We start from the raw sequence: 23,498 nt of genomic DNA, 5'->3' as shown, positions 1-23,498 counted from the left end.
ACAAATTTCGGTAACCTCTGAGAAGTGGTTGTTTTTTGCTGAAATAACCACTTTTTGGTTTGAATGACGTTTGTTAAGGGTACATGTATACCGGGGTTTATTCATAGGGCGCTGCTTTAAACAAATAAAGAGATAGAGAGACGACCCAGAAATTTGTTTCGGCAGGAATACAAGCCTTAATCAATGAATATAGTAGAACAGGTATCTATCCTGAAGGAGGTTCAAAACAATGGAAATATTAAAAGTTTCAGCAAAATCCAACCCCAACTCTGTAGCTGGTGCACTCGCTGGTGTTCTCCGGGAACGAGGAGGCGCTGAAATCCAAGCAATAGGAGCAGGTGCATTAAACCAAGCTGTTAAAGCAGTAGCTATCGCACGAGGTTTCGTAGCACCGAGCGGAGTCGACCTCATTTGTATACCAGCATTTACAGATATCTTAATTGATGGGGAAGAAAGAACGGCGATTAAATTAATAGTTGAACCGCGATAACAGATGAAACCTGTTTACTTATCTAGATAAGTAAACAGGTTTTTAGTTTATAGTAAGAGTCTTTGAATTATTATATAAGATGGAGCATGAGGAGGAAATCGAGTTACTTTACTCGAATTTATTAAATAGTTTCATGTTGTTTATAAGAACTTTTAATTTTTACCTTTTTTTGCAATAGTTTGAATTATACTAGTCGAATACTTGCATTTTTATGAAGTTAAGTCTAGAATTGTAGACGTTTAGTACATAATTAATTTAAACGTGTAAAAGCGTAAAAATCAGCATGAAACCATACTAAATTTAGTTATTGGTTAAAAAATTAACGTTTGGGTTACTGAAAGGGTGGAGTACATGATTGATCAACTTTCTTGGAAAGTTGGCGGACAGCAGGGTGAAGGAATTGATAGTACAGGTGAAATTTTTGCAATGGCACTCAACCGCCTAGGCTACTATCTGTATAGCTATCGACACTTTTCTTCCAGAATTAAAGGCGGTCATACCAACAATAAAATTCGTGTAAGTACGAGTGAAACCCGTTCGATTTCTGATGATCTTGATATTTTAATAGCATTCGATCAAGAAACGATTGATGTAAATGTTCATGAGCTTCGTGACGGAGGAGTAGTGATTGGAGATTCTAAATTTAATCCTACTGTTCCAGAGGACCTTAATGTTAGATTGTATGCGGTTCCATTTACAGAAATCGCGAGTGAACTTGGAACATCTCTCATGAAAAACATGGTGGCGATCGGTGCTACGAGTGCTGTATTAGGTTTGCCTGTTGAAAGCTACCTTGAAGTAGTAGAAGAGATCTTCTCACGTAAAGGTGCAAAAGTAGTAGAAAAGAATATGGAGGCTATTCAAAAAGGCGCAGATCATTTTAACGAATTATCTGGCGGGCAGATTGATGGTTTTCAATTAAATAAAGCAGATGGCAAAAAAAGAATGTTCATGATCGGAAACGATGCGATCGCTCTAGGTTTTGTTGCAGGTGGCGTGCGCTTTATGGCAGCATATCCGATCACTCCAGCGTCTGAGATCATGGAATACTTGATCAAGAAACTTCCGGAGTTCGGTGGAACCGTTATTCAAACAGAAGATGAGATCGCAGCATGTACGATGGCAATTGGAGCAAATTATGCCGGAGTAAGAACCATAACGTCTTCAGCAGGTCCTGGTCTATCCTTAATGATGGAAGCTCTTGGATTATCAGGGATGACTGAGGTACCTCTCGTTGTCGTTGATACACAGCGTGGCGGACCTTCAACAGGTCTTCCTACAAAACAAGAACAGTCAGACTTGATGGCGATGATCTATGGTACTCATGGAGAGATCCCTAAGGTTGTAATGGCACCAAGTACGGTGGAAGAAGCATTTTATGATGCAGTAGAAGCTTTGAATATTGCAGAAGAATATCAAATTCCAGTTATCTTATTAACAGATCTTCAGCTTTCTCTAGGTAAACAATCTGTAGAACCACTAGACTTCAGCCGCGTGGAAATTCGCCGCGGAAAGCTGGATCCAAACCAAGAACTTCCTGTTACGGAAGATAAGGATGGTTATTTTAAACGCTATGAAGTGACAGAAGATGGAATATCCCCTCGTGTTATTCCAGGCATGAAAAATGGCATCCACCATGTAACGGGTGTTGAGCACGATGAGACAGGTAAGCCTTCTGAAGTGGCAGCAAACCGTCAGAAACAGATGGATAAACGTCTTCGCAAGCTTCAAAGTTTGCGCTTCAACGTTCCAGTTGTTAAACAAGCTCCACATGAGGAAGCTGACATCCTGCTTGTCGGATTCAACTCAACAAGAGGGGTTATTGAAGAAGCGATCCCTCGTTTAGAGGCAGAAGGACTGAAGGTAAATCATGCACATATTCGTCTAATCCATCCGTTCCCTGCTGATGAAATGAAATCGATGATTGATCGTGCAAAGAACGTTATTGTCGTTGAGAATAACGCAACAGGTCAGCTTGCTAATATTCTTAAAATGAATGTTGGGCAGCATGAAAAGATTAAGAACTTATTGAAATATGATGGGAATCCTTTCTTACCATCAGAAGTTGTCATGAAATGCAAGGAGCTGATTTAATATGGCTACATTTAAAGATTTTCGTAACAGCATCAAGCCGAACTGGTGCCCAGGCTGTGGTGATTTTTCCGTACAAGCTGCCATTCAAAGGGCATCTGCCAATGTAGGTTTAGAACCAGATGATCTTGCTGTAATTTCAGGGATCGGATGTTCTGGACGTATCTCCGGTTATATTAAATCTTATGGATTCCATGGCATTCATGGACGTTCCCTTCCAATCGCACAAGGTGTTAAGATGGCCAACCGTGATCTGACTGTTATTGCTTCGGGTGGAGACGGTGATGGTTTTGCGATAGGTATGGGTCACACAGTGCATGCGATTAGAAGAAATATTGATATTACTTACATCGTTATGGACAATCAGATCTATGGTTTAACAAAAGGTCAAACATCTCCGCGTTCTGATGTTGGTTTTAAAACGAAGAGTACACCAGAAGGTTCAGTAGAATCTGCGATCGGCATCATGGAATTAGCCTTAACAGCTGGTGCTACATTCGTTGCTCAAAGTTTCTCCACTGACCTTAAAGAGTTAACGTCCATCATTGAAGCAGGAATCAATCATAAAGGATTCTCTCTGATCAACGTGTTTTCACCATGTGTTACATATAACAAAGTGAACACATATGATTGGTTTAAAGAACATCTGATTTCTTTAAGTACGATTGAAGATTATGATTCTTCTAACCGTATGATGGCGATGCAGACACTTATGGAGAATAAAGGTCTTGTTAAAGGAATCATCTATCAAGACAAGGTGAAGCCTTCATACCAAGATCTTGCTCATGGTTACAGCAAGGATGCTTTAGCAAAAGCTGATTTGAAAATGCCGGAAGAAAAGTTCAATCAATTGATGGCAGAATTTATGTAATATCAAGCTCTTCTCCTGATTTAGGAGAAGAGTTTTTTACTTATAGAAAAAAATTTTAAAATTTTTTTCAGTATCTGCGAATGTCCGTGTGATGTGGACAGTGCCCTTTACCTCACTATTTAATCCATGTAAAATAATTGTGGATATGATATTTTGTGTTTAGTGAGGAGTGTTTTCTGTGCAAGGAAAAATGAAAGCAATTGTTAAGCATCATGCGGGTTACGGAGCTAAATTGGAAACAGTAGATATTCCTGAGATTAACGAGAATGAAGTTTTGATCAAAGTAAAAGCAACTTCAATCTGCGGGACTGATGTCCATATTTATACATGGGATGAGTGGTCGCAAAGCCGTGTTAAACCTCCATATGTATTTGGTCATGAGTTTTCTGGAGTGGTTGAGAAAATCGGGGATGCTGTAACAAATGTTTCAGTTGGAGATCATGTTTCAGCTGAAACACATATTGTTTGTCATTCTTGTCCACAATGCTTAAAAGGACAGTTTCATATTTGTAAAAACACCAAGATTATCGGTGTAGATACTCATGGCTGTTTTGCAGAATATGTTGCGATGCCAGCAGAAAACATCTGGAGAAATGACCCTAAGATGCCTTTCGAACATGGTTCGATTCAAGAGCCGATGGGTAATGCGGTGCATACCGTTTTAGCGGGTGATGTTGCTGGTAAGACAGTTGCAGTCATCGGTTGCGGACCGATTGGTGTCATGGCGGTAAATGTAGCCAAAGCTGCAGGAGCAAGCCAAGTGATTGCGATCGATCTGAATGAATATCGTTTAGATCTTGCGAAAAAAGTTGGAGCGACAGAAGTAATCAATCCTAAAACCCAAGACCCTGTTGAAAAAGTTATGAACTTGACAGATGGCAATGGAGTAGATGTCGTATGCGAGATGAGTGGTCACCCTGTAGCAATCGATCAAGGATTTAAAATGATTACAAACGGCGGCCGGGTATCTATTTTGAGTCTTCCTGTAAAACCAGTTGAGATCGACCTAACGAATGACGTTGTGTTTAAAGGTGTAACGGTTCAAGGAATCACAGGAAGAAAGATGTACGAAACATGGCAGCAGGTATCAGGACTTTTACAGTCAGGCAGCATGCATCCAGAAACGATTATTACACACACTCTTCCACTCGAACAGTTTGAAGAAGGCTTTGATTTAATGATTAAAGGGAATTGCGGAAAAGTAGTTCTTATTCCTTAAATTTGAAAGGAGCTTGAAACGAATGAAAGGTTTTGAATACTTACAAGAAGAATTGGACCACATGAAAGATGAAGGTACGTTTAGAAAATTAGTACCTCTAGAATCAGAGCAAGGTTCCAAAGTTGTAATCAACGGAAAAGAAGTGATTCAGCTTTCTTCTAACAATTACTTGGGCCTTACGAGCCATCCTAAGATGAAAGAAGCAGCTTTAGAAGCTGTCGAGAAGTTTGGTGTTGGGACGGGTTCCGTTCGTACGATTGCTGGAACACTCTCTATGCACGAAGAATTTGAACAAAAACTTGCTGAATTTAAACATACTGAAGCGTGTCTTGTATTCCAATCAGGTTTTTCTACGAATCAAGGAATTCTTTCTGCGATTCTTACTGATCAAGACGTTGTAATTTCTGATGAGTTAAACCATGCATCTATCATTGACGGTATACGTCTAACAAAAGCGAAGCGCAGAATTTACAAGCATGTGGATCTTGAAGATTTAGAAGCAGCTTTAAAAGAAACACAAGAATTTAGAAAAAGAATCGTCGTAACAGATGGCGTGTTTTCAATGGACGGAAATATTGCACCGCTTCCTGGAATCGTGGAGCTTGCAGAAAAATATGACGCTCTCGTTATGGTAGATGACGCGCATGCAAGTGGTGTATTAGGAACAAACGGCCGTGGTACGATCGACCATTTTAACTTGAATGGCCGCGTTCACATCCAAGTTGGAACGTTAAGTAAAGCGATTGGTGTTCTTGGGGGATATATTGCAAGTACACAAACACTAAGAGACTACCTGATCCATAAAGGCCGTCCGTTCTTGTTTAGTACCTCGCACCCACCTGCAGTTATAGCAGCAAGTTCAGCAGCGATTGATGTATTAGAAGAAGAACCAGAGCATATGGAAAGACTGTGGGAAAACACGAAGTTCTTTAAAGCTGGATTGAAAGAACTTGGGTTTAATACAGGAGTAAGTGAAACACCAATTACACCAGTACTTGTTGGTGATGATGCCTTAGCACATAAACTATCAGATACGTTGTTAAAATACGGTGTTTTTGCTCAAGGAATCGCATTCCCAACTGTAGCAAAAGGGAAAGCGCGTGTCCGTACGATCGTAACGGCTCAGCACACGAAAGAAGAGCTTCAAACAGCGCTAGATGCGTTTAAAAAAGCAGGGAAAGAACTAGGAATTATATAATCTAACGATAAAGTTGACTTATTAAGGGCTTATGAGCTTTTTAAGTCAACTTTTTTAAGCTGTTTGTAATTTGTTTTGCATCATACAAAAGAAAACAGCAATATAGAGAAAGCGCAACTAGGAATTTACTGTAATATCATTATGTTAACAAATAGATTGCACGTTTTACTATAACCCATTATTTGATATAATGTTACAGTTAGATGATTCATTAGATTCAAAAATTGGAACGGATAAGTAAGCAGTAGAGGCAATAAGGAGTGAAGGTGTCTTGGATACTACGAAAGACAATCTTAAAGAAACTACGAACGATAAAAAAAGAGACTACTCACAATACTTTCAAACTACTTATGCTCCACCATCGTTAAAAGATGCAAAAAAGCGTGGTAAAGAGCAGATTCAAATACTTAAAGATTTTTCCATTCCGGAAAATTTGAAAGATATTGGTGTTGGAAAAAAGTTTTATATTCGTACGTATGGCTGTCAGATGAACGAGCACGATACAGAAGTTATGGCTGGTATTCTAAATGAAATGGGCTATGAGACTACACATTCTACAGAAGAAGCGGATATTATCCTTCTTAACACTTGTGCGATTCGTGAAAATGCTGAAAATAAAGTGTTCGGTGAACTTGGGCATTTAAAACATACGAAAGCAAATAACCCGAATCTTCTTTTAGGTGTATGCGGATGTATGTCCCAAGAGGAATCAGTTGTAAATCGAATTTTATCAACGTATCCTCAAGTAGATATGATCTTTGGTACACACAACATCCATCGACTTCCGCAAATTATTGAGAATGCATTATTCTCAAAAGAAATGGTAGTTGAGGTTTGGTCCAAAGAAGGGGATATCGTTGAGAATCTTCCGAGAAAGCGTAAAGGAAACGTTAAAGGCTGGGTAAACATTATGTACGGCTGCGATAAGTTTTGTACGTATTGTATCGTTCCATATACAAGAGGAAAAGAACGAAGCCGCCATCCACAAGATATTATTGAAGAAGTTAGACAGCTTGCTAGAGAAGGATATAAAGAAGTTACGCTGTTAGGTCAAAATGTTAACGCATACGGTAAGGATTTTGAGGATTTAGAATACGGACTTGGCGACTTGATGGACGAGATCCGCAAGATCGATATTCCTAGACTTCGCTTTACAACAAGCCATCCTCGTGATTTTGATGACAGGCTGATTGAAGTTCTTGCTAAAGGCGGAAACATTGTAGATCATGTGCATCTGCCTGTCCAACATGGAAACAGCGATATACTCAAATTAATGGCTCGTAAATATACACGTGAACACTATTTAGAGCTTGTAAACAAGATCAAAGCTGCAATGCCGAATGTAGCATTAACAACGGATATTATTGTCGGGTTCCCAAATGAGACCGAAGAGCAATTTGAAGAGACATTATCTCTTGTTAAAGAAGTTCAATATGATGCTGCTTACACGTTCATTTATTCACCCCGTGAAGGTACTCCAGCAGCAAAAATGCAAGACAATGTACCGATGGAAGTCAAACGAGAGCGCCTTCAGAGATTGAACGCGGTTCTAAACGATATTTCTTTAGAAAAAAATAAGGCTTACGTTGGAAAAGTAGTTGAAGTATTGGTTGAAGGTGAAAGTAAAAAGAATCCTGATGTACTCACGGGTCACACAGGTTCAAATAAAGTAGTAAACTTTAAAGCACCTAAGCACCTGATAGGTGAAATCGTTAAAGTTCGGATTACCGATGCTAAAACGTGGAATCTTGGCGGAGAATGGGTAGTAGAAAAATCAGAGGTGGTAAGCTAATGAGCACTTATACAAAAGAAGATATTTTAGGAAAAGCGAAAGAACTTGCAAAAATGATCGCTACGACTGACGAAGTGGAATTCTTTAAAAAAGCAGAAGCACAGATCAACACGAATGCAAACGTAGCTAGACTTATGGGGCAAATTAAGAACCTTCAAAAACAAGCTGTAAATCTTCAGCATTATCAAAAGCATGAAGCTTCAAGAGAAGTAGAGGGGAAAATTGATGCGCTCATGGCTGAACTAGACAGCATTCCAGTTGTTCAAGAGTTTAAACAGTCTCAAAGCGATGTAAACGACATTCTGCAGATGGTATCTCATACGATCTCAAACAAAGTGACGGATGAAATCATCGAATCTACTGGAGGCGACCTTTTAAAAGGAACGACAGGTTCTCAAGAAGGCTGCTCACCTGGCGGCTGCGGCTGTCACTAAAAATCTTTCATATTATAAGCACGGTGTCTCTCCTAGGCATCGTGTTTTTTATTTTAGGCTCAGTTTTACTTTTTTGTTGATACCACTAAAATCTCACTGCAATTTCCAAAGCTCTTTTTTTATGGATCGTTTCTATTGAATCACTTTTTCTTCATTCGAAAGTTGATTGGAGCGCAAGGTGCGAGACTCCTGGGGGATGAGTGGGCCAGGTGAGACTCCTAACAGCGCAAGCGGTAGGTAGGCTCACCGCACACCCCCCGGAAAGCGAGCACCTGGAGCGGAGATCAACCACTTCCAAGTGCAACAACGATCGCGTAAAATAATTTCACGTACCGTATATAAATAATATTTTTAGAACATTGGACAACAAGCGCCCATATACTTAGAGTAATTGTGATTATAAAATTATTCAAGCACAATAGGCATCAGCCCAGCATACTATGTATGGAGATTGGTAGAGGAGGGGTTCATGTATGTCAAGACGCGTTGAACAAGACCTGACTTACAGAGAAATCATCACGAAAGCGGTTTGCGGGAAAGGCAGAAAATTTTCTCAGGCCACACATACAATTGCACCGAGCCATCGGCCGAGCAGCATTTTAGGGTGCTGGATTATCAATCATGCTTATAAACCAAACCGAAACGGTGAAGCGGTGGACGTAGAAGGAAGCTATGACATCAATGTCTGGTATTCGTACAATGATAATACACGTACCGAAGTAGTGACCGAAACCATTCATTTCGTAGACAAAGTGGATCTTAGTGTGAGAGATAAGAATGCTTTGGGGAATCAATATGAAGTTACATGCCGAGCACTTCAAGAGCCAAATACGTTAGAAGCTACGATTTCTCCAAACGGAAGTAAAGTTATTGTCCAAGTAGAAAGAGAATTTGTATGTGAGATTATTGGAGAAACAAAAGTATGTGTGTATGTAAATCCGGATGGTTTTGACGATGACCACAAGAGGGATTGGGAATATGATGTAGAAGATGAAAATTTCGAAGATCTAGATCCTAATTTTTTAATCGGTGATTTGGAAGAATAACGAGCGGGGAGAAAGCTTCCCGTTTTTTTCATGCAGAGAAAACGATAGAACTTATAAATTATGATATAATAGCGACATTGAAATGTTATGAAAAAGGTGAAATTATGGCTCAATATACTCCAATGATTCAACAATATTTATCAATCAAGGCAGCTCACCAGGATGCCTTTTTATTTTTTCGTCTAGGCGATTTTTATGAAATGTTTTTTGATGATGCCGTTTATGCATCACAGATTCTTGAAATTACACTTACAAGCAGAGATGGTGGATCTAAGGACAGAATTCCGATGTGCGGTGTGCCTTATCATTCTTCTGCAGGTTATATTAAAACGCTAGTTGAGAATGGTCATAAAGTGGCGATCTGTGAACAAGTGGAAGACCCGAAGCAGGCTGTTGGGGTTGTAAAGCGTGAAGTGATTCAGATCATTACGCCAGGAACAGTTATAGATGATCATCTGTTGCATGACAGAGAAAATAACTATCTTGTTTCAATCGAAAAAGAGAAAGAGTCCTATGCTTATATCCTTTGTGATTTGTCTACCGGTGAGTTGAAAGGCTATACATATTCCGGAAATGATCTTTCTTTTATTCAACTACTGTTAAGTCATGGTGTTAAAGAAATAGTAGGTAACAAAGAGTTATCCGATGCATGGACGAGCATCGTAGCACAAACTGGACAAGCATCAATTTCCATTCAAGAAGAAAACAGACTTGAAGACCAGTTCAGTCATCTTGTCAAAACAATTACCCATCCAGCATTAATACGTGCTGCAGGAAGATTGTTTTGTTATTTAACACATACACAAAAACGCTCTTTTCAGCACATTAAAACGGTTGAATTTCAGCAGAACGATAAAAGAATGAAGCTAGATGCGTTCTCTAAACGCAATTTAGAACTAACTGAATCAATCCGGGCAAAAGGAAAAAAGGGTTCATTGCTTTGGCTGTTAGATGCTACGATGACCGCGATGGGTGCCAGGAAGTTAAAGCAGTGGGTAGAAGAACCCTTGTTTGTAAAAGAGACGATTGAGAAGCGCCTTCAACTTGTTGAGAATTTAATCGGTGAGTTCTTTGTTCGTGAAGAAATAAAAGAAAAATTAAAGTCTGTTTATGATATGGAGCGTCTTATTGCAAAAATTTCATACGGAAACGCTAGTCCAAGAGATTTAGTTCAATTAAAACGATCTCTTCTTAGTGTTCCTGTACTAAAAGAAAAGATAAAAGACATTCAAGGAGTATATGCTGCTGAGCTGCACGCGAAGATGAACGATCATAAGGCACTTGCAGACTATTTAGACTCTGCGATCCATGATGAAGCACCTATCAACATTAAAGAAGGCGGCTTAATTAAATCAGGTTATAATGAAAAGCTTGATGAATATAAAGACGCAAGCAGCAACGGCAAAGCGTGGATTGCTGCACTCGAACAGCAAGAGAAGGCAGCTTCCGGCATTAAGTCGTTAAAAATAGGATTCAATAAAATTTTCGGCTATTATATCGAGGTAACAAAATCTAACTTATCTCAAGTACCTGAGCGCTATGAACGAAAACAAACACTGGCGAATGCTGAGCGCTACGTTACACCTGAACTCAAAGAGAAAGAGCGGATTATTTTAGAAGCCGAAGAGAAGATTTCAGGACTTGAATACACACTCTTTTTAGAAGTTAGAGAACATGTGAAACAATATATTCCAGGGCTTCAAGAACTCGCTTCAGCCATTTCAGAACTGGATGTTATTCAGTCATTTGCAGCGATTAGTGAACAATATAGATATGTAAGACCAACTGTTTCTGAGGATGGAAAAGTAAATATTCTCGGAGGAAGACACCCTGTTGTCGAAAAAGTCATGGACGCGCAAGAATATGTTCCAAACGACATCTATTTAAATCATGAACGAAGCATGCTCCTGATCACTGGACCAAACATGGCTGGTAAGAGTACGTATATGCGTCAGCTTGCTTTAACATCTGTTATGATGCAGATCGGCTGCTTTGTTCCGGCTGAAAGTGCAGAGTTGCCTATGTTCGATCAGATCTTTACGCGAATTGGAGCTGCTGATGATTTAGTAGGTGGACAAAGTACGTTCATGGTCGAGATGCTTGAAACGAATTTTGCTTTAACGAGTGCAACAGAAAATAGTTTAATTCTATTAGATGAAATCGGTCGCGGAACATCTACGTATGATGGGATGGCTTTAGCACAATCAATCATTGAATTCATACACGAAAAGATATCAGCCAAGACACTATTTTCAACTCATTATCATGAACTGACCGTTTTAGAAAAATCACTGCCGTCTCTTAAGAACGTATTTGTTAGTGCAGTAGAGGAAAATGGAAGTTTAGTATTTTTGCATAAAGTAATTGATGGGCAAGCCGATAAAAGCTTTGGTATCCAAGTAGCTGAGCTAGCTGAACTGCCAACAGAGGTCATATCAAGAGCTAAGACCATTTTACAAACATATGAGAATCATGAAAAAAGAGAAACACTCCCTATTCAAGAGGTTTCAGCTTCAAAAGAAGATGAGATGGAAGAAAGTCAGCTGAGTCTTTTTGCAGTCAAAAGTGAGAATGTAAGAAAAAAAGATTCAAAAGAACTCGACATTATTAAAGAAATAAAGGATTTAAATGTATTAGAGATGACACCTCTTGATGCGATAAATGCTTTGTATAAACTTCAGAAAAAAGTAAAATAAAGGAGGCACTCTGTTATGGGCAAAATCGTCCAGTTAGATGAACATTTATCAAATAAGATTGCTGCTGGTGAAGTAGTTGAACGCCCAGCCTCTGTTGTGAAAGAACTTGTTGAAAATTCAATCGATGCGAATGCAACAAGAATCGAGATCGAAGTAGAAGAGGGCGGACTGTCACTGATTCGTGTGCTAGATAACGGAGACGGAATCGAGCCAGATGACTGTGTACTGGCTTTTAACCGCCATGCAACAAGCAAGATTAAAAGTGAGCAAGACTTAATCCAGATTAAAACGATGGGTTTTCGAGGAGAAGCATTGCCAAGTATCTCGTCAGTCGCTCAAGTGGAACTTAAATCTTCTACGGGGGAAGGTCCTGGTGCATATCTGTTCATTGAGAACGGAAAGATCAAGAATCAGCAGCAGACGAATAGCAGAAAAGGTACAGATCTCACGGTACGGAATTTGTTTTATAACACACCGGCTCGGTTAAAGCATGTTAAAACAATACAGACTGAATTGGGTACAATCAGTGATTTAGTAAACAGACTTGCCTTAGCGAATCCTAACATTTCTTTTCGTTTAAAACACAATGGCAAAGAGCTTCTGCATACATCAGGAAATGGCAATCTTCTGCAGATCATTGCTTCTGTATATGGCATTCAAACAGCAAAGAATATGATCCCTGTTTCTTTTTCGTCACTGGATTATGAAGTGTCAGGATATATTGCAAAACCTGAGATGAACCGTGCTTCACGCCAATATATGTCTCTTTTTATGAACGGAAGATATATTAAAAACTATGCAATCTCTAAAGCCATACAAAACGCCTATCACACGTTCTTGCCGATCGGACGTTTTCCAATATCCATTCTAGCCGTAAAAATGGATCCGACCATCATAGATGTGAACGTCCATCCATCTAAACATGAAGCGAGATTAAGCAAGGAAGCAGAACTCGTTCAATTGGTAGAAAACGAAGTAAGAAAAGTTATAAGAAATCAGCAGCTTATACCGGATGTCCAGTATAAGAAGAAAGAGCAAAAGCAAAAAGATATTGATGAGCAGTCTTCGTTTTCTTTTGATTATCGAACGAAAAAAGAAGACATAGAAACCGATCCTATCCTCGATATAATGCCGGCTAGAAACTTGAACACTACTCTTATTAGTCAAACAAATCCTACTCATGTGAAAGAAGCGGCTAAACTTTTAGATGAGAATAAAGAAGTGCCGATTCCAGCTAATGAGCCAGAGCCAGACTTAAATCAGCTTCAAAATCTTTCAAAAACAGAGGAAATGCAAGAAAAAATACCGGTTATGTATCCCATCGGACAGATGCACGGAACATACATTCTAGCTCAAAATGAAAACGGACTTTATATGATTGATCAGCATGCCGCACAAGAACGGATAAAGTACGAGTATTTCAGAAAAAAAGTAGTACAAGTAGATCGAGAAGTCCAGCTTTTAACGGTTCCTTATACGTTTGAATTTACAGCGAGTGAAGCAGCATTTCTAGAAAATCATATACAAGCCTTAAGTGAAGTCGGTCTGTTTCTTGAATCGTTTGGACAAAATACATTTATTGTAAGAGAGCATCCACAATGGTTTCCTAAGAGTTATGAAAAAGAAATCATGATGGATATTATGCAGCAGGTGCTCGAATATAGAAAGATTGACATTGAAAAACTTAGAGAAGAAGCGGCCATCATGATGTCTTGTAAAGGATCCATTAAAGCGAATCATCATTTAAGAAATGATGAAATCTTTGCATTGCTAGAGTCACTAAGAGCATCTGAAGATCCTTATACATGTCCGCATGGAAGACCGATTACGATTCACTTATCAACTTATGAACTCGAAAAAATGTTTAAGCGAGTCATGTAGGAGTCTATGATGAAAGAAAAATTAGTAGTGATTGTAGGGCCAACCGCTGTTGGAAAAACGAAAACAAGTATTGAACTGGCAAAAGCGATGAACGGTGAAATTATTAGCGGTGACTCCATGCAGGTCTATAAGGGGCTCGATATTGGAACGGCTAAGATCACTGAGGAAGAAAAAGAGGGAATCCCTCATTATCTAATCGATATAAAAGATCCTTCAGAGCCTTTTTCAGTTGCAGAGTTTCAAGTGTTAGCCAGAGAACGAATCTCGGAAATCAACAAAAGAGGTAAAATTCCGATCATTGTAGGAGGTACAGGTCTATACATTCGAGCTGTAACACACCATTATGAATTCTCGGAAGCCACTAAAAACATTGAAGTACGTAATCAGCTGCAAAAAAAAGCTGATACTGAAGGACGAGATGCTCTATATGCTGAATTGCTGAAAATTGATCCTGAGCGTGCGAAAGAAATTCACCCAAATAATGTGCAGCGTGTAATCAGAGCGCTTGAAATCTATTATGAAACAGGAAATGCGCCATCAACCCAACAGGGAAACCGAAAGAATGAGGATGAATCTCTCTACCAATTAGCTTTAGTAGGTTTGACGATGGATCGTGAACTGTTATATGAGCGAATTGATGAACGAGTAGATCTTATGGTTCAGCAAGGCGTTATTGAAGAAGCTAAAATGCTGTTTCAACAGGACATTACAAACAGTCTTGCAGCAAAAGCAATAGGATACAAAGAATTCTTTCCTTATCTTTCTGGTGAAAGTACATTAGAAGAATCGATCACACTTTTAAAACGTGACTCGAGAAGATATGCTAAGAGACAATTCACATGGTTCCGAAACCAAATGGATGTAGAATGGTTTTCGATGGATGAAGCTTCATTTCATAAAAAATTTACAGAAATTCGTCACTTTGTTGAAGGGAAATTAAAAATTTCCGAGAATGTATAAGGGTAATGCCCAAAGAGGAGGATCTGTTCACATGAAGCAATCAATCAATTTACAGGATCATTACTTAAACCAATTACGTCGCGAAACCATTTATGTGACCGTATATTTGCTGAATGGTTTTCAGCTTAAAGGTTTAGTGAAGGGGTTTGACAACTTTACTGTTGTACTAGAGGCAGATGGTAAGCAGCACCTCATTTACAAGCATGCCATTTCTACGTTCACCCCGCACCGAAATGTCGATTTATCTTCTGCAAATACGAATGAATAAAAAATACTCCCTAAGAGCCTGGATTTAAGGTTGTTAGGGAGTTTTTATATAGTTTTATGCTTTTAAAGTCTCGTCTAAGAATGTCTCATACCGATGTAGGGTAAGATGCGATTTTAAACCAAACCACAACTGTACTTCTTCTTCATCTTTTCCTTTTTTTAACAGATTTAATATGGAAGTCCTCCTTAAATGGTGAGAACTAATTCCTTTTCTTAAACCCGAGCGCTGAATTTCTTGTCTAAGCATTTTTTGAATGGCAATAACCGTAAGTGGTTTTGGTTCATAATTTGCATAATCAAATCGGAAAGTTCCCCTCTGATAATCAAAAGCTATAAAGAAGCGGTCAGAAGAATAACTCCTCGGTCTGATAGCTTCAGGAATATCTTCTTTGTAATCGTAAATGAAACGTTGTGTTTCATCATCAAGAGGAATCAAACGTGTTTCATTTTTATTCACAACAGTTAACTCATGTTGAGTAAAATGTACGTGTCTCATCTCAATGTTTGTTATTTCTTGCAATGTAAGGCCGTAATGATACAGAAGTGAAACGATCGCTTTGTTTCTTTTAATCAGCAAGTGCCTATATTTTTGTTGTTTTTCAGTTAAACCTTCATAAGAAGACAGTGTATGAAAGAGAATTTGAAACTCTTCCTCTGAAATAAAATCCTCTTCTGTAAAATGAGTGTCTTCTTTAAGCTTTTGTTCGATTTCAACAAAAGGATTGTATGTAATAAATCTGTTTGCATGCAGAAAGTGAAATAGACTTTTTATCACGGTAAACACTCTTTTAGTCGTTGCGGTCTTGTACTCCCTTTGTTCGGTAAGAAATAAAAAATATTCTTCTAAAGCAGCAGCATCTAATTGTTGGATCACTTTCAAGTCATCTGTTTTCTTAATTACGCGAACCCAAGCAAAAAAATCACAAAGATCATAATAATAACGTTTAACTGTACTATTTTTTCTGCCTTTACTCTGTAAATGGGCAATAAATGAATCGGCATATTCGGGTAAGTGTGGATATTCTTCCATAATTGCCTCCTATAACCTCTTTTTCCCATTATAACAAAGGCTTATTTTTTTGCATATTTCAAACAAGTCCTATGGAAACTATGTAAAAAAAGGATGATGAATATGCGAAAAGTAGGATTGCTGCTGTTATGTGCTATTTTTACTGTAAGTGCTTGTTCTGGAAAAACGGGATCGGGTGATGAAACGCTCGATACGAAGCAAGTTAAATACGATACTTCAGAACGCAAACCGAATACTCAGATTGATTCACCGCTTGTTGTCGAAAAGTCTGATGAAGTTCATCAATCAAAAGATTTAGTTCAACTTGCCGAGAAAGTAAATGGAGTCGATAAAGCGCACGTAATTGTGAGTGGTATTTACACTTTAGTGGGGATTGTTCCGTCAGTACCGGTGGAGCCAGGTGAAGAAAACGATTCATTACGAAAAGAAGTATATAAAGTATTAAAAGGCAATGCACACGGAAGAAATGCTGCGATCACAACTGATCCTGTAAAGATAAAAGAAATAAAAAAAATAGGAAGTATCGCAGCTCAGAGTAAAAATGACTCAAAAAGCGGTGTTTACAATGAAATGGGAATTTTAATCGGGAAAATTAAGCCGGTGAAAGGACATTCACAATCAACTAAAAGGCAAGATATGCACGAAAATATGAATCAGCATCGTGATGATTTATACGAGTAGTAAACGGATAGGATATTTCCTAAGGAAGCGCAGAAAATGACAATGGTAGACATTTTGTTAACATAATAAATTTTATGTAAATTAAAGGTGTTTTCCAAATATTGTTGCTTTCAAAATTTCTTCTTTGACAGTTGATTGTAGTGGAAGGTGTGAGACTCCTGCGGGACAGGCGGGCAGGTGAGACACTTAAGAGTGAAACGTACGAATGTGGCTCACCGCCTGCCCCGCGGAAAGCGAGCACCTGGAACGTAAATCAACTACTTCCAAAAAGCAACATCGTATGCGAAAATAGCCCAAAAAAAAGCATTTTCCTTAATGGAAAATGCTTTTAGCTGTTTTGAACGGGTTCAGATTCAGATGTATGGTAAATCGTAGAAGAAGGTTTGACTGAAGTTTTTAATTTCCCCGTTAACAATGATGCAATTGCGATTGCGATTATTGATATAAGTGCATTTTTAAATCCAAACATAACAACCGCAGATGATACGATGATAAAATCAGTCACGAACAATGAAACACCTCGGTTGATGTCCGACTTTTGCTCCAAGTAAAGAGCCAATATGTGAATTCCGCCTAAGGAAGCCCCAGAATTCAAGACGAAACTTACACCTATACCGATTAACGTGCCCGCAATTACAGAAGCTGCAATCGGAGAAATGAGAGGAAGAGTTAAATAATCCATCATATCTGAGATTGCCGAAATTAATAAGATGCATAGAAAGGTCGATAAAGAGAAAGTCCATCCTAGTTTTTTTATGGATAAAATAAAAAAGGGCAGATTTACGATTAAGAACAAGATGCCCCACGACCAGCTCGTCATAAATGAGCCGAGAGTAGCAATTCCAGCTGTTCCGCCGAACGTTAAAGCGTGAAGCGTTAACAGTTTTATGCCGATCGCTGTTAAGAATAATCCTGATAAGATCAAGATGATTTTTTGAAATTTAATATGCATGATTTTTTCTTCCATTCGTAAGTAAACTTATTTCACATTATTTAACATAACACGGAAATCTTGCATACTTGAGTATTTTTATTCGTCTGAAAATAGAAAACGGTTTCAATTATCTAATAATTATTCATATTTAAAAACAAAGCTTGTCTTTGTAGTAGATCTAAAGAGTTCAACATAAATTGATAACAGTGATCAAGAAAGAGTATAGGCATTTGTCACGGAAAATGATGTTGCTGCGTATAATGATTCGACTGGCAAAGTGAGGTGATCCCGCTTGAATGAACCTATTGCGATAAAAAAGCAAAGGCAGATTAACATTGTCTTAAACCAAGGAAATGAAAAAACGAAGATTGACGATGGAGCAACCCTTGCTGGAAAAGAAAAGGCATTGGAGCAGCATCATCCGCTGCTTCGAATGGAAAAAGATTTAAATCGTTTGGTTGGAATGGAAGACTTAAAATATCACGTAAAAGAAATCTATGCATGGCTTCATATTAATAAATGCCGTCAAGAATTGGGATTGAAGGCTGAAAAACAAGCACTTCATATGTTGTTTAAAGGGAATCCAGGAACAGGAAAGACAACGGTAGCTAGAAAGCTGGGCACCCTTTTTCATGAGATGAAAGTACTCTCAAAAGGGCATCTGATTGAGGCGGAAAGAGCCGATCTTGTGGGTGAATATATTGGCCATACTGCTCAAAAAACAAGAGAGTTGTTAAAGAAAGCAAGCGGGGGAATTCTGTTTATTGATGAAGCGTATTCTTTAGGACGCGGCGGGGAAAAAGATTTTGGGAAAGAAGCCATTGATACACTTGTGAAAGCGATGGAAGATCAACAGCATGATTTTATACTCATCCTCGCAGGATATCCAAAAGAGATGGAACGTTTTTTGAAACTAAACCCTGGTTTGCCATCAAGATTTCCAATCAAGATTTCTTTTCCTGACTATTCTGTTGAAGAATTAATGGAAATAGCGAAAAGGATGATAATCGAAAGAGAATATGTTCTTACGAGAGACTGTGAATGGAAATTAAAAGCTCATATTGAAAGAGTAAAGAATTCGAACCCCGGCTCATTCTCTAATGGGAGATACATTCGTAACATGATTGAAAAGGCAGTCAGAAGGCAATCGGTACGTCTTCTAAACGAAACGAGCCAAGATAAAAAAACATTGATGACGATACAAAGTGACGACCTTGTGCTAGAAGAACGTGATTCGATTTGATATGATGATAGGAGACTATGGAAAGCAGGGATCGCGAATTTGAACAATAACAAAGATTCAGTTCAGGAAAAAGCGATTCTCGTCGGCTGTCAGCTTCCACGGCAGAACGACGAGCGTTTTTTTTATTCGATGGAAGAATTAAAATCATTAACAAAAACAGCTCAAGGAACAGTCTGTGCTGTTATCACTCAAAAAAGAGATAGATACGACTCAGCCACCTTCATCGGTAAGGGTAAGGTAGAAGAAATCATCACGCTTGAAGAAGAACTTGAAGCAGACATTATCATTTTTAACAGTGAACTCTCACCATCTCAAGTACGAAATCTATCGCAGCATTTCAACGCTCGAGTGCTTGACCGAACACAGCTGATTCTCGATATCTTTGCACAGCGTGCGAAAACACGTGAAGGTAAACTTCAGGTGGAGCTTGCGCAACTTGAATATTTGCTTCCGAGGCTTTCAGGAATAGGAACAAGTCTCTCTAGATTAGGGGGCGGAATCGGAACAAGAGGTCCGGGTGAGACGAAACTCGAAAAAGACAGACGACACATTCGTTTTCGTATTCATGAGCTTAAACAGCAAATCAATTCAGTAGTAAGTCATAGAGAGAGGTATCGTGAGCGCCGCAAACATCAAGGGGCATTCCAAGCAGCTCTTGTTGGCTACACAAATGCTGGGAAGTCAACAATATTCAATAAATTAACGGAAGCTGATAGTTATGAAGAAGATCAGTTATTTGCAACTCTCGATCCGTTAACAAGAAAAGTTAAACTCAAAAGTGGGTTCCAGATGCTTCTTACTGATACAGTAGGTTTTATCCAAGACTTGCCAACTTCACTCATTGCTGCTTTCAGATCAACACTTGAAGAGGCGGCTGAAGCAAATCTACTCATTCATGTGATCGATGGATCAAGCGAGGATCGAGCACAGCATGAAAAAACGGTAAAACGCATATTAAATGAACTAAATGCAAGCCATATACCTATGTTAACGGTCTATAATAAGAAAGATCAGTTTGCAGATGACTTTATACCAGAAAACCCTTCGATCTCCATTTCGGCTTTATCTGGTGAAGACATATCACAATTACAAGAAACCATTGAAAAAGAAGTAGTGAAGCAGATGACTTTTTATCAGATCAAAGTACCTGCTCACGATGGTAAGCTTCTTTCACAACTGCGTGGAGAAACGATTCTTATAGAGCAAGAATTTAATAAAGAAGAACTGGTTTATGAATGTAAGGGATACGCGCTATCAAATTCTTCCATTCCATCCATCAGCACCAAAGGAGAATAACATGTATTCGCAGTTTCAAAATGAAAAGATTTTAGAACAAACAACACTAACGGTTTCTGAACGAATTAAAGACGTACATGCATCCATTGATAAAATGAGTGAGTTTAATCAGCTAAAGGTTTTAATGGCCTTTCAAAACAATCAAGTTGGAGACCATCACTTTCATCCTTCAACAGGCTATGGCTATGATGACAATGGGCGTGACACACTCGAAAAGGTTTATGCAGATGTTTTTAAAGCAGAAGCAGCAATCGTAAGACCTCAAATTATTTCAGGAACTCATGCTATCACATTAAGTTTGTTTGGGATGCTTCGACCTGGTGACGAATTACTTTATATGACCGGAAAACCTTATGACACCCTTGAAGAAATTGTTGGTATCAGGGGTACTGGAGAAGGCTCTTTAAAAGAATATGATATTTCTTATCAGCATGTTGATTTAACTCCTGACGGAAATATTGATTTTGAAAATGTACAAAGAGCTATATCGGACAAAACAAAAGTAATCGGAATTCAGCGATCAAAAGGATATGCGGATCGTCCTTCTTTTACTGTTGATGAAATTGAAGAGATGATTACCTTTGTCAAAGAAATCAAAAAAGATGTAATCGTTTTTGTTGACAACTGTTATGGAGAATTCGTCGAACAAAGAGAACCTATTGAAGCGGGAGCCGATATCATCGCAGGTTCATTGATTAAGAATCCAGGAGGCGGCCTAGCAAAGACTGGAGGTTACATCGCTGGAAATGAAAGTCTGATCAATAAAATCTCTTATCGTCTAACTTCACCAGGAATTGGAAGAGAAGCTGGTGCGTCTCTTTACAGTCTTCAAGAGATGTATCAAGGATTCTTTTTAGCTCCTCACGTCACAGCTCAAGCGTTAAAAGGTGCCGTGTTTACAGCTGCGTTCTTAGAAGAACTAGGTATGCAAACGCGTCCATCATGGAATGCAAAAAGAACAGATCTTATTCAGTCCGTAATCTTCGAAGACAAAGAGCGGATGATTAAATTTTGTCAGTCCATACAAAAAGCTTCTCCGATCAATTCATATGCTGTTCCATATCCGGATTATATGCCTGGCTACGAAGACGATGTTATTATGGCAGCAGGAACATTTATTCAAGGAGCAAGTATCGAGCTAACTGCTGATGGTCCGATTCGTCCGCCGTATATTGCGTTCGTACAAGGCGGATTAACGTATGAACATGTCAAAATTGCTGTTGTTTCAGCAGTAGATGAACTTTTAACTCATGGACTCATTAATAAACCATTATAGAAAAAGAGGCAGATTGCCTCTTTTTTTATTTGATGTCATTTTTTCTAACATTAAGATTGACATGTGAGCTTTTGTGACATAAGATATAAAAAGAAGTTGAAAGGAGGTAGGCAAAATGAACGATATGAATCGTCGGAACTTACCTTTGTTCCCAATCAGTATTGTAATGCAGCTGACTGAATTATCCGCAAGACAGATTCGTTATTATGAAGAAAACGATTTGATTCATCCTGCACGAACTGAAGGGAACCGTCGTTTGTTTTCATTTAACGATGTTGATAAACTTCTTGAGATTAAAGCACTCCTTGAACAAGGTGTTAACTTAGCCGGAATTAAAAGAGTGTTTGAGCTCAATGAACAAGCAGCAGAATTTATCAAGAACCAGCCAAATGTGCAAGCTGCTCAACAAATTTCCGAATCTGCGCTTCATCGCAGGTTAAAAAGGGAATTAATTCATGCTGGGCGGCACGGAAAGACGTCTTTAATTCAAGGAGAACTTTCCAGGTTTTTTCATTGATAAGTTCTAAATAATACTTAATGAGTGAACAATCGCCATAAAAGGCGTTTTATATTCAAAAGGAGGAGAAAGATTTGTCTAAGTATACTAAAGAAGATATCTTAAGAATGGTAAAAGAAGAAAACGTAAGATTTATTCGTTTGCAATTTACTGATTTATTGGGTGTAATCAAAAACGTTGAAATTCCAATCGGACAGCTTGAAAAAGCTTTAGAAAATAAAATGATGTTTGATGGTTCTTCAATCGAAGGATTTGTACGTATTGAAGAATCTGATATGAATCTTTTTCCTGATTTAGACACATTTATGATTTTCCCTTGGACATCAGAAAAAGGCAAAGTAGCACGTTTGATCTGTGATATCTACATGCCTGATGGAAATCCATTCGATGGAGATCCGCGCGGTATTTTAAAACGAGTATTAAAAGAGATGGAAGAGCTAGGATTCTCGGACTTCAACATCGGACCTGAGCCAGAATTCTTCTTATTTAAAAACGATGAGAAGGGTGAACCTACTCTAGAACTTAATGATAAAGGCGGATATTTTGACCTTGCTCCAACAGATCTAGGTGAAAACTGCCGTAGAGATATCGTATTAGAACTTGAAGACATGGGCTTTGAAATCGAAGCTTCTCACCATGAAGTAGCTCCTGGTCAGCACGAGATTGACTTTAAATATGCTGATGCAGTAAGTACATGTGATAACATTCAAACGTTTAAACTCGCTGTTAAAACGATTGCGCGCAAACATGGTCTTCACGCTACTTTCATGGCAAAACCTTTGTTTGGTGTAAACGGATCTGGAATGCATGCCAACATGTCTCTATTCAAAGATGGAGAAAACGTATTCTACGATGAGAAATCAGAAACTGGTTTAAGTGAAACAGCTATGCATTTCCTTGCAGGAATCTTAAAGCACGCTCAAGATTTTACAGCGATTACAAACCCTACTGTAAATTCTTATAAGCGTCTAGTTCCAGGTTACGAAGCACCTTGTTATGTTGCTTGGTCTATGCAAAACAGAAGCCCGCTTATTCGTATCCCGGCTTCTCGCGGAATCAGCACTCGTATCGAGGTAAGAAGCGTTGATCCAACTGCTAACCCGTACCTTGCGATGGCTGTACTTCTAGCTGCTGGTCTTGACGGAATTAAGAATAAATTAAATGCACCAAAACCAATCGACAGAAACATTTATGTAATGGATAAAGAAGAGCGTGAAGCTGAAGGCATCAAAGATCTTCCTGCAACACTTAAAGAAGCTCTAACTTTATTCGCTAAAAACGAAGTACTTACAAAAGCTCTTGGAGCACATGCTACTGAGCACTTCGTAGAAGCAAAAGAAATCGAGTGGGATATGTTCCGTACACAAGTTCACCCTTGGGAACGCGAACAATATATGAGCATGTACTAAAATTAAAACCCCTGATACCAATGGTGTCAGGGGTTTTTTTATTTGTGGGCGAATAATTTTTCTTTTTGAACTTCTTAATATTTGGGTTTCACCTATTTTTCTAATAGCCCTTAACTTCTTGTACACTTCTGCATATACAAGCAATACAGGAGTTAATTCAAAATGTA

At 38.6% G+C, this 23,498-nt stretch carries 21 protein-coding genes; 19 read left to right on the top strand and 2 right to left on the bottom strand.

The genetic code is table 11. From position 1 onward, the window contains the following. The first annotated feature begins 229 nt into the window (after positions 1–229). The 12 genes from spoVS to hfq all read left to right on the top strand — a co-directional run bounded on the left by spoVS (position 230) and on the right by hfq (position 14,946). Positions 230–490 (top strand): stage V sporulation protein SpoVS, encoded by a 261-nt coding sequence (gene spoVS, locus QUF49_RS10645; RefSeq protein WP_010193268.1) that lies wholly within the window; start codon positions 230–232, stop codon positions 488–490. A 351-nt stretch (positions 491–841) separates the two neighbouring features. Continuing rightward, a complete protein-coding gene (locus QUF49_RS10640; RefSeq protein ID WP_289495628.1) occupies positions 842–2,584 on the top strand; it encodes a 2-oxoacid:acceptor oxidoreductase subunit alpha in 1,743 nt (580 codons plus the stop codon). 1 nt (position 2,585) lies between these two features. Beyond that, positions 2,586–3,452 (top strand): 2-oxoacid:ferredoxin oxidoreductase subunit beta, encoded by an 867-nt coding sequence (locus tag QUF49_RS10635; RefSeq protein WP_289495627.1) that lies wholly within the window; start codon positions 2,586–2,588, stop codon positions 3,450–3,452. 178 nt (positions 3,453–3,630) lie between these two features. Beyond that, complete coding sequence (gene tdh / locus QUF49_RS10630) at positions 3,631–4,671, top strand: L-threonine 3-dehydrogenase (protein WP_289495626.1); 1,041 nt, start codon at positions 3,631–3,633, stop codon at positions 4,669–4,671. A 22-nt stretch (positions 4,672–4,693) separates the two neighbouring features. Continuing rightward, on the top strand, positions 4,694–5,869 hold the full coding sequence (locus QUF49_RS10625) for a glycine C-acetyltransferase (RefSeq protein WP_289495625.1): 1,176 nt from the start codon (positions 4,694–4,696) through the stop codon (positions 5,867–5,869). Between the two features lie 271 nt (positions 5,870–6,140). After that, entirely contained in the window at positions 6,141–7,661 is a 1,521-nt protein-coding gene (gene miaB, locus QUF49_RS10620; protein WP_289495624.1) for a tRNA (N6-isopentenyl adenosine(37)-C2)-methylthiotransferase MiaB, read from the top strand. Continuing rightward, complete coding sequence (locus QUF49_RS10615; RefSeq protein ID WP_289495623.1) at positions 7,661–8,095, top strand: RicAFT regulatory complex protein RicA family protein; 435 nt, start codon at positions 7,661–7,663, stop codon at positions 8,093–8,095. The genes miaB and QUF49_RS10615 overlap by 1 nt, the downstream gene beginning before the upstream one ends. A gap of 473 nt (positions 8,096–8,568) precedes the next feature. Beyond that, complete coding sequence (gene cotE, locus QUF49_RS10610) at positions 8,569–9,141, top strand: outer spore coat protein CotE (protein WP_289495622.1); 573 nt, start codon at positions 8,569–8,571, stop codon at positions 9,139–9,141. A 104-nt stretch (positions 9,142–9,245) separates the two neighbouring features. Beyond that, the gene (gene mutS / locus QUF49_RS10605; protein WP_289495621.1) at positions 9,246–11,837 is read left to right on the top strand and encodes a DNA mismatch repair protein MutS; all 2,592 of its coding nucleotides are present in this window, start codon (positions 9,246–9,248) and stop codon (positions 11,835–11,837) included. Positions 11,838–11,852: 15 nt separating this feature from the next. Beyond that, a complete protein-coding gene (mutL, locus tag QUF49_RS10600) occupies positions 11,853–13,718 on the top strand; it encodes a DNA mismatch repair endonuclease MutL (protein ID WP_289495620.1) in 1,866 nt (621 codons plus the stop codon). Positions 13,719–13,727: 9 nt separating this feature from the next. After that, the gene (gene miaA, locus QUF49_RS10595; protein ID WP_289495619.1) at positions 13,728–14,678 is read left to right on the top strand and encodes a tRNA (adenosine(37)-N6)-dimethylallyltransferase MiaA; all 951 of its coding nucleotides are present in this window, start codon (positions 13,728–13,730) and stop codon (positions 14,676–14,678) included. A 31-nt stretch (positions 14,679–14,709) separates the two neighbouring features. Continuing rightward, positions 14,710–14,946: an RNA chaperone Hfq gene (gene hfq, locus QUF49_RS10590; protein ID WP_289495618.1), complete on the top strand. Its 237-nt coding sequence runs from the start codon at positions 14,710–14,712 to the stop codon at positions 14,944–14,946. A 54-nt stretch (positions 14,947–15,000) separates the two neighbouring features. On the opposite strand, the gene QUF49_RS10585 is transcribed toward hfq, so the two are convergent. Beyond that, positions 15,001–15,975: a tyrosine-type recombinase/integrase gene (locus tag QUF49_RS10585; RefSeq protein WP_289495617.1), complete on the bottom strand. Its 975-nt coding sequence runs from the start codon at positions 15,973–15,975 to the stop codon at positions 15,001–15,003. Positions 15,976–16,077: 102 nt separating this feature from the next. Here QUF49_RS10585 and QUF49_RS10580 point away from each other — a divergent pair, with 102 nt between their 5' ends. Further along, complete coding sequence (locus QUF49_RS10580) at positions 16,078–16,656, top strand: YhcN/YlaJ family sporulation lipoprotein (protein WP_289495616.1); 579 nt, start codon at positions 16,078–16,080, stop codon at positions 16,654–16,656. 131 nt (positions 16,657–16,787) lie between these two features. Beyond that, on the top strand, positions 16,788–16,988 hold the full coding sequence (locus tag QUF49_RS10575) for a hypothetical protein (RefSeq protein ID WP_289495615.1): 201 nt from the start codon (positions 16,788–16,790) through the stop codon (positions 16,986–16,988). Here the strand turns inward: QUF49_RS10575 and QUF49_RS10570 are convergent. Further along, on the bottom strand, positions 16,985–17,608 hold the full coding sequence (locus tag QUF49_RS10570) for a YitT family protein (RefSeq protein WP_289495614.1): 624 nt from the start codon (positions 17,606–17,608) through the stop codon (positions 16,985–16,987). The two genes, QUF49_RS10575 and QUF49_RS10570, sit on opposite strands and share 4 nt — an antisense overlap. A gap of 274 nt (positions 17,609–17,882) precedes the next feature. Here QUF49_RS10570 and spoVK point away from each other — a divergent pair, with 274 nt between their 5' ends. The 5 genes from spoVK to glnA all read left to right on the top strand — a co-directional run bounded on the left by spoVK (position 17,883) and on the right by glnA (position 23,331). Next, entirely contained in the window at positions 17,883–18,833 is a 951-nt protein-coding gene (spoVK, locus tag QUF49_RS10565) for a stage V sporulation protein K (RefSeq protein WP_289495613.1), read from the top strand. A gap of 39 nt (positions 18,834–18,872) precedes the next feature. Then, positions 18,873–20,129: a GTPase HflX gene (gene hflX / locus QUF49_RS10560; protein ID WP_289495612.1), complete on the top strand. Its 1,257-nt coding sequence runs from the start codon at positions 18,873–18,875 to the stop codon at positions 20,127–20,129. Position 20,130: 1 nt separating this feature from the next. Next, positions 20,131–21,405 carry an aminotransferase class I/II-fold pyridoxal phosphate-dependent enzyme gene (locus tag QUF49_RS10555; protein ID WP_289495611.1) on the top strand — a complete coding sequence of 425 codons (1,275 nt, stop codon included), beginning with the start codon at positions 20,131–20,133 and terminating at the stop codon, positions 21,403–21,405. Positions 21,406–21,520: 115 nt separating this feature from the next. Then, a complete protein-coding gene (locus QUF49_RS10550) occupies positions 21,521–21,922 on the top strand; it encodes a MerR family transcriptional regulator (protein ID WP_289495610.1) in 402 nt (133 codons plus the stop codon). Between the two features lie 74 nt (positions 21,923–21,996). Further along, entirely contained in the window at positions 21,997–23,331 is a 1,335-nt protein-coding gene (gene glnA / locus QUF49_RS10545; protein WP_289495609.1) for a type I glutamate--ammonia ligase, read from the top strand. Positions 23,332–23,498: the final 167 nt, after the last annotated feature.

Origin of the sequence: Fictibacillus sp. b24, from assembly GCF_030348825.1 — a bacterium.
GTDB lineage: Bacteria > Bacillota > Bacilli > Bacillales > Fictibacillaceae > Fictibacillus.
This window is presented reverse-complemented; position numbering and strand designations above follow the sequence as displayed.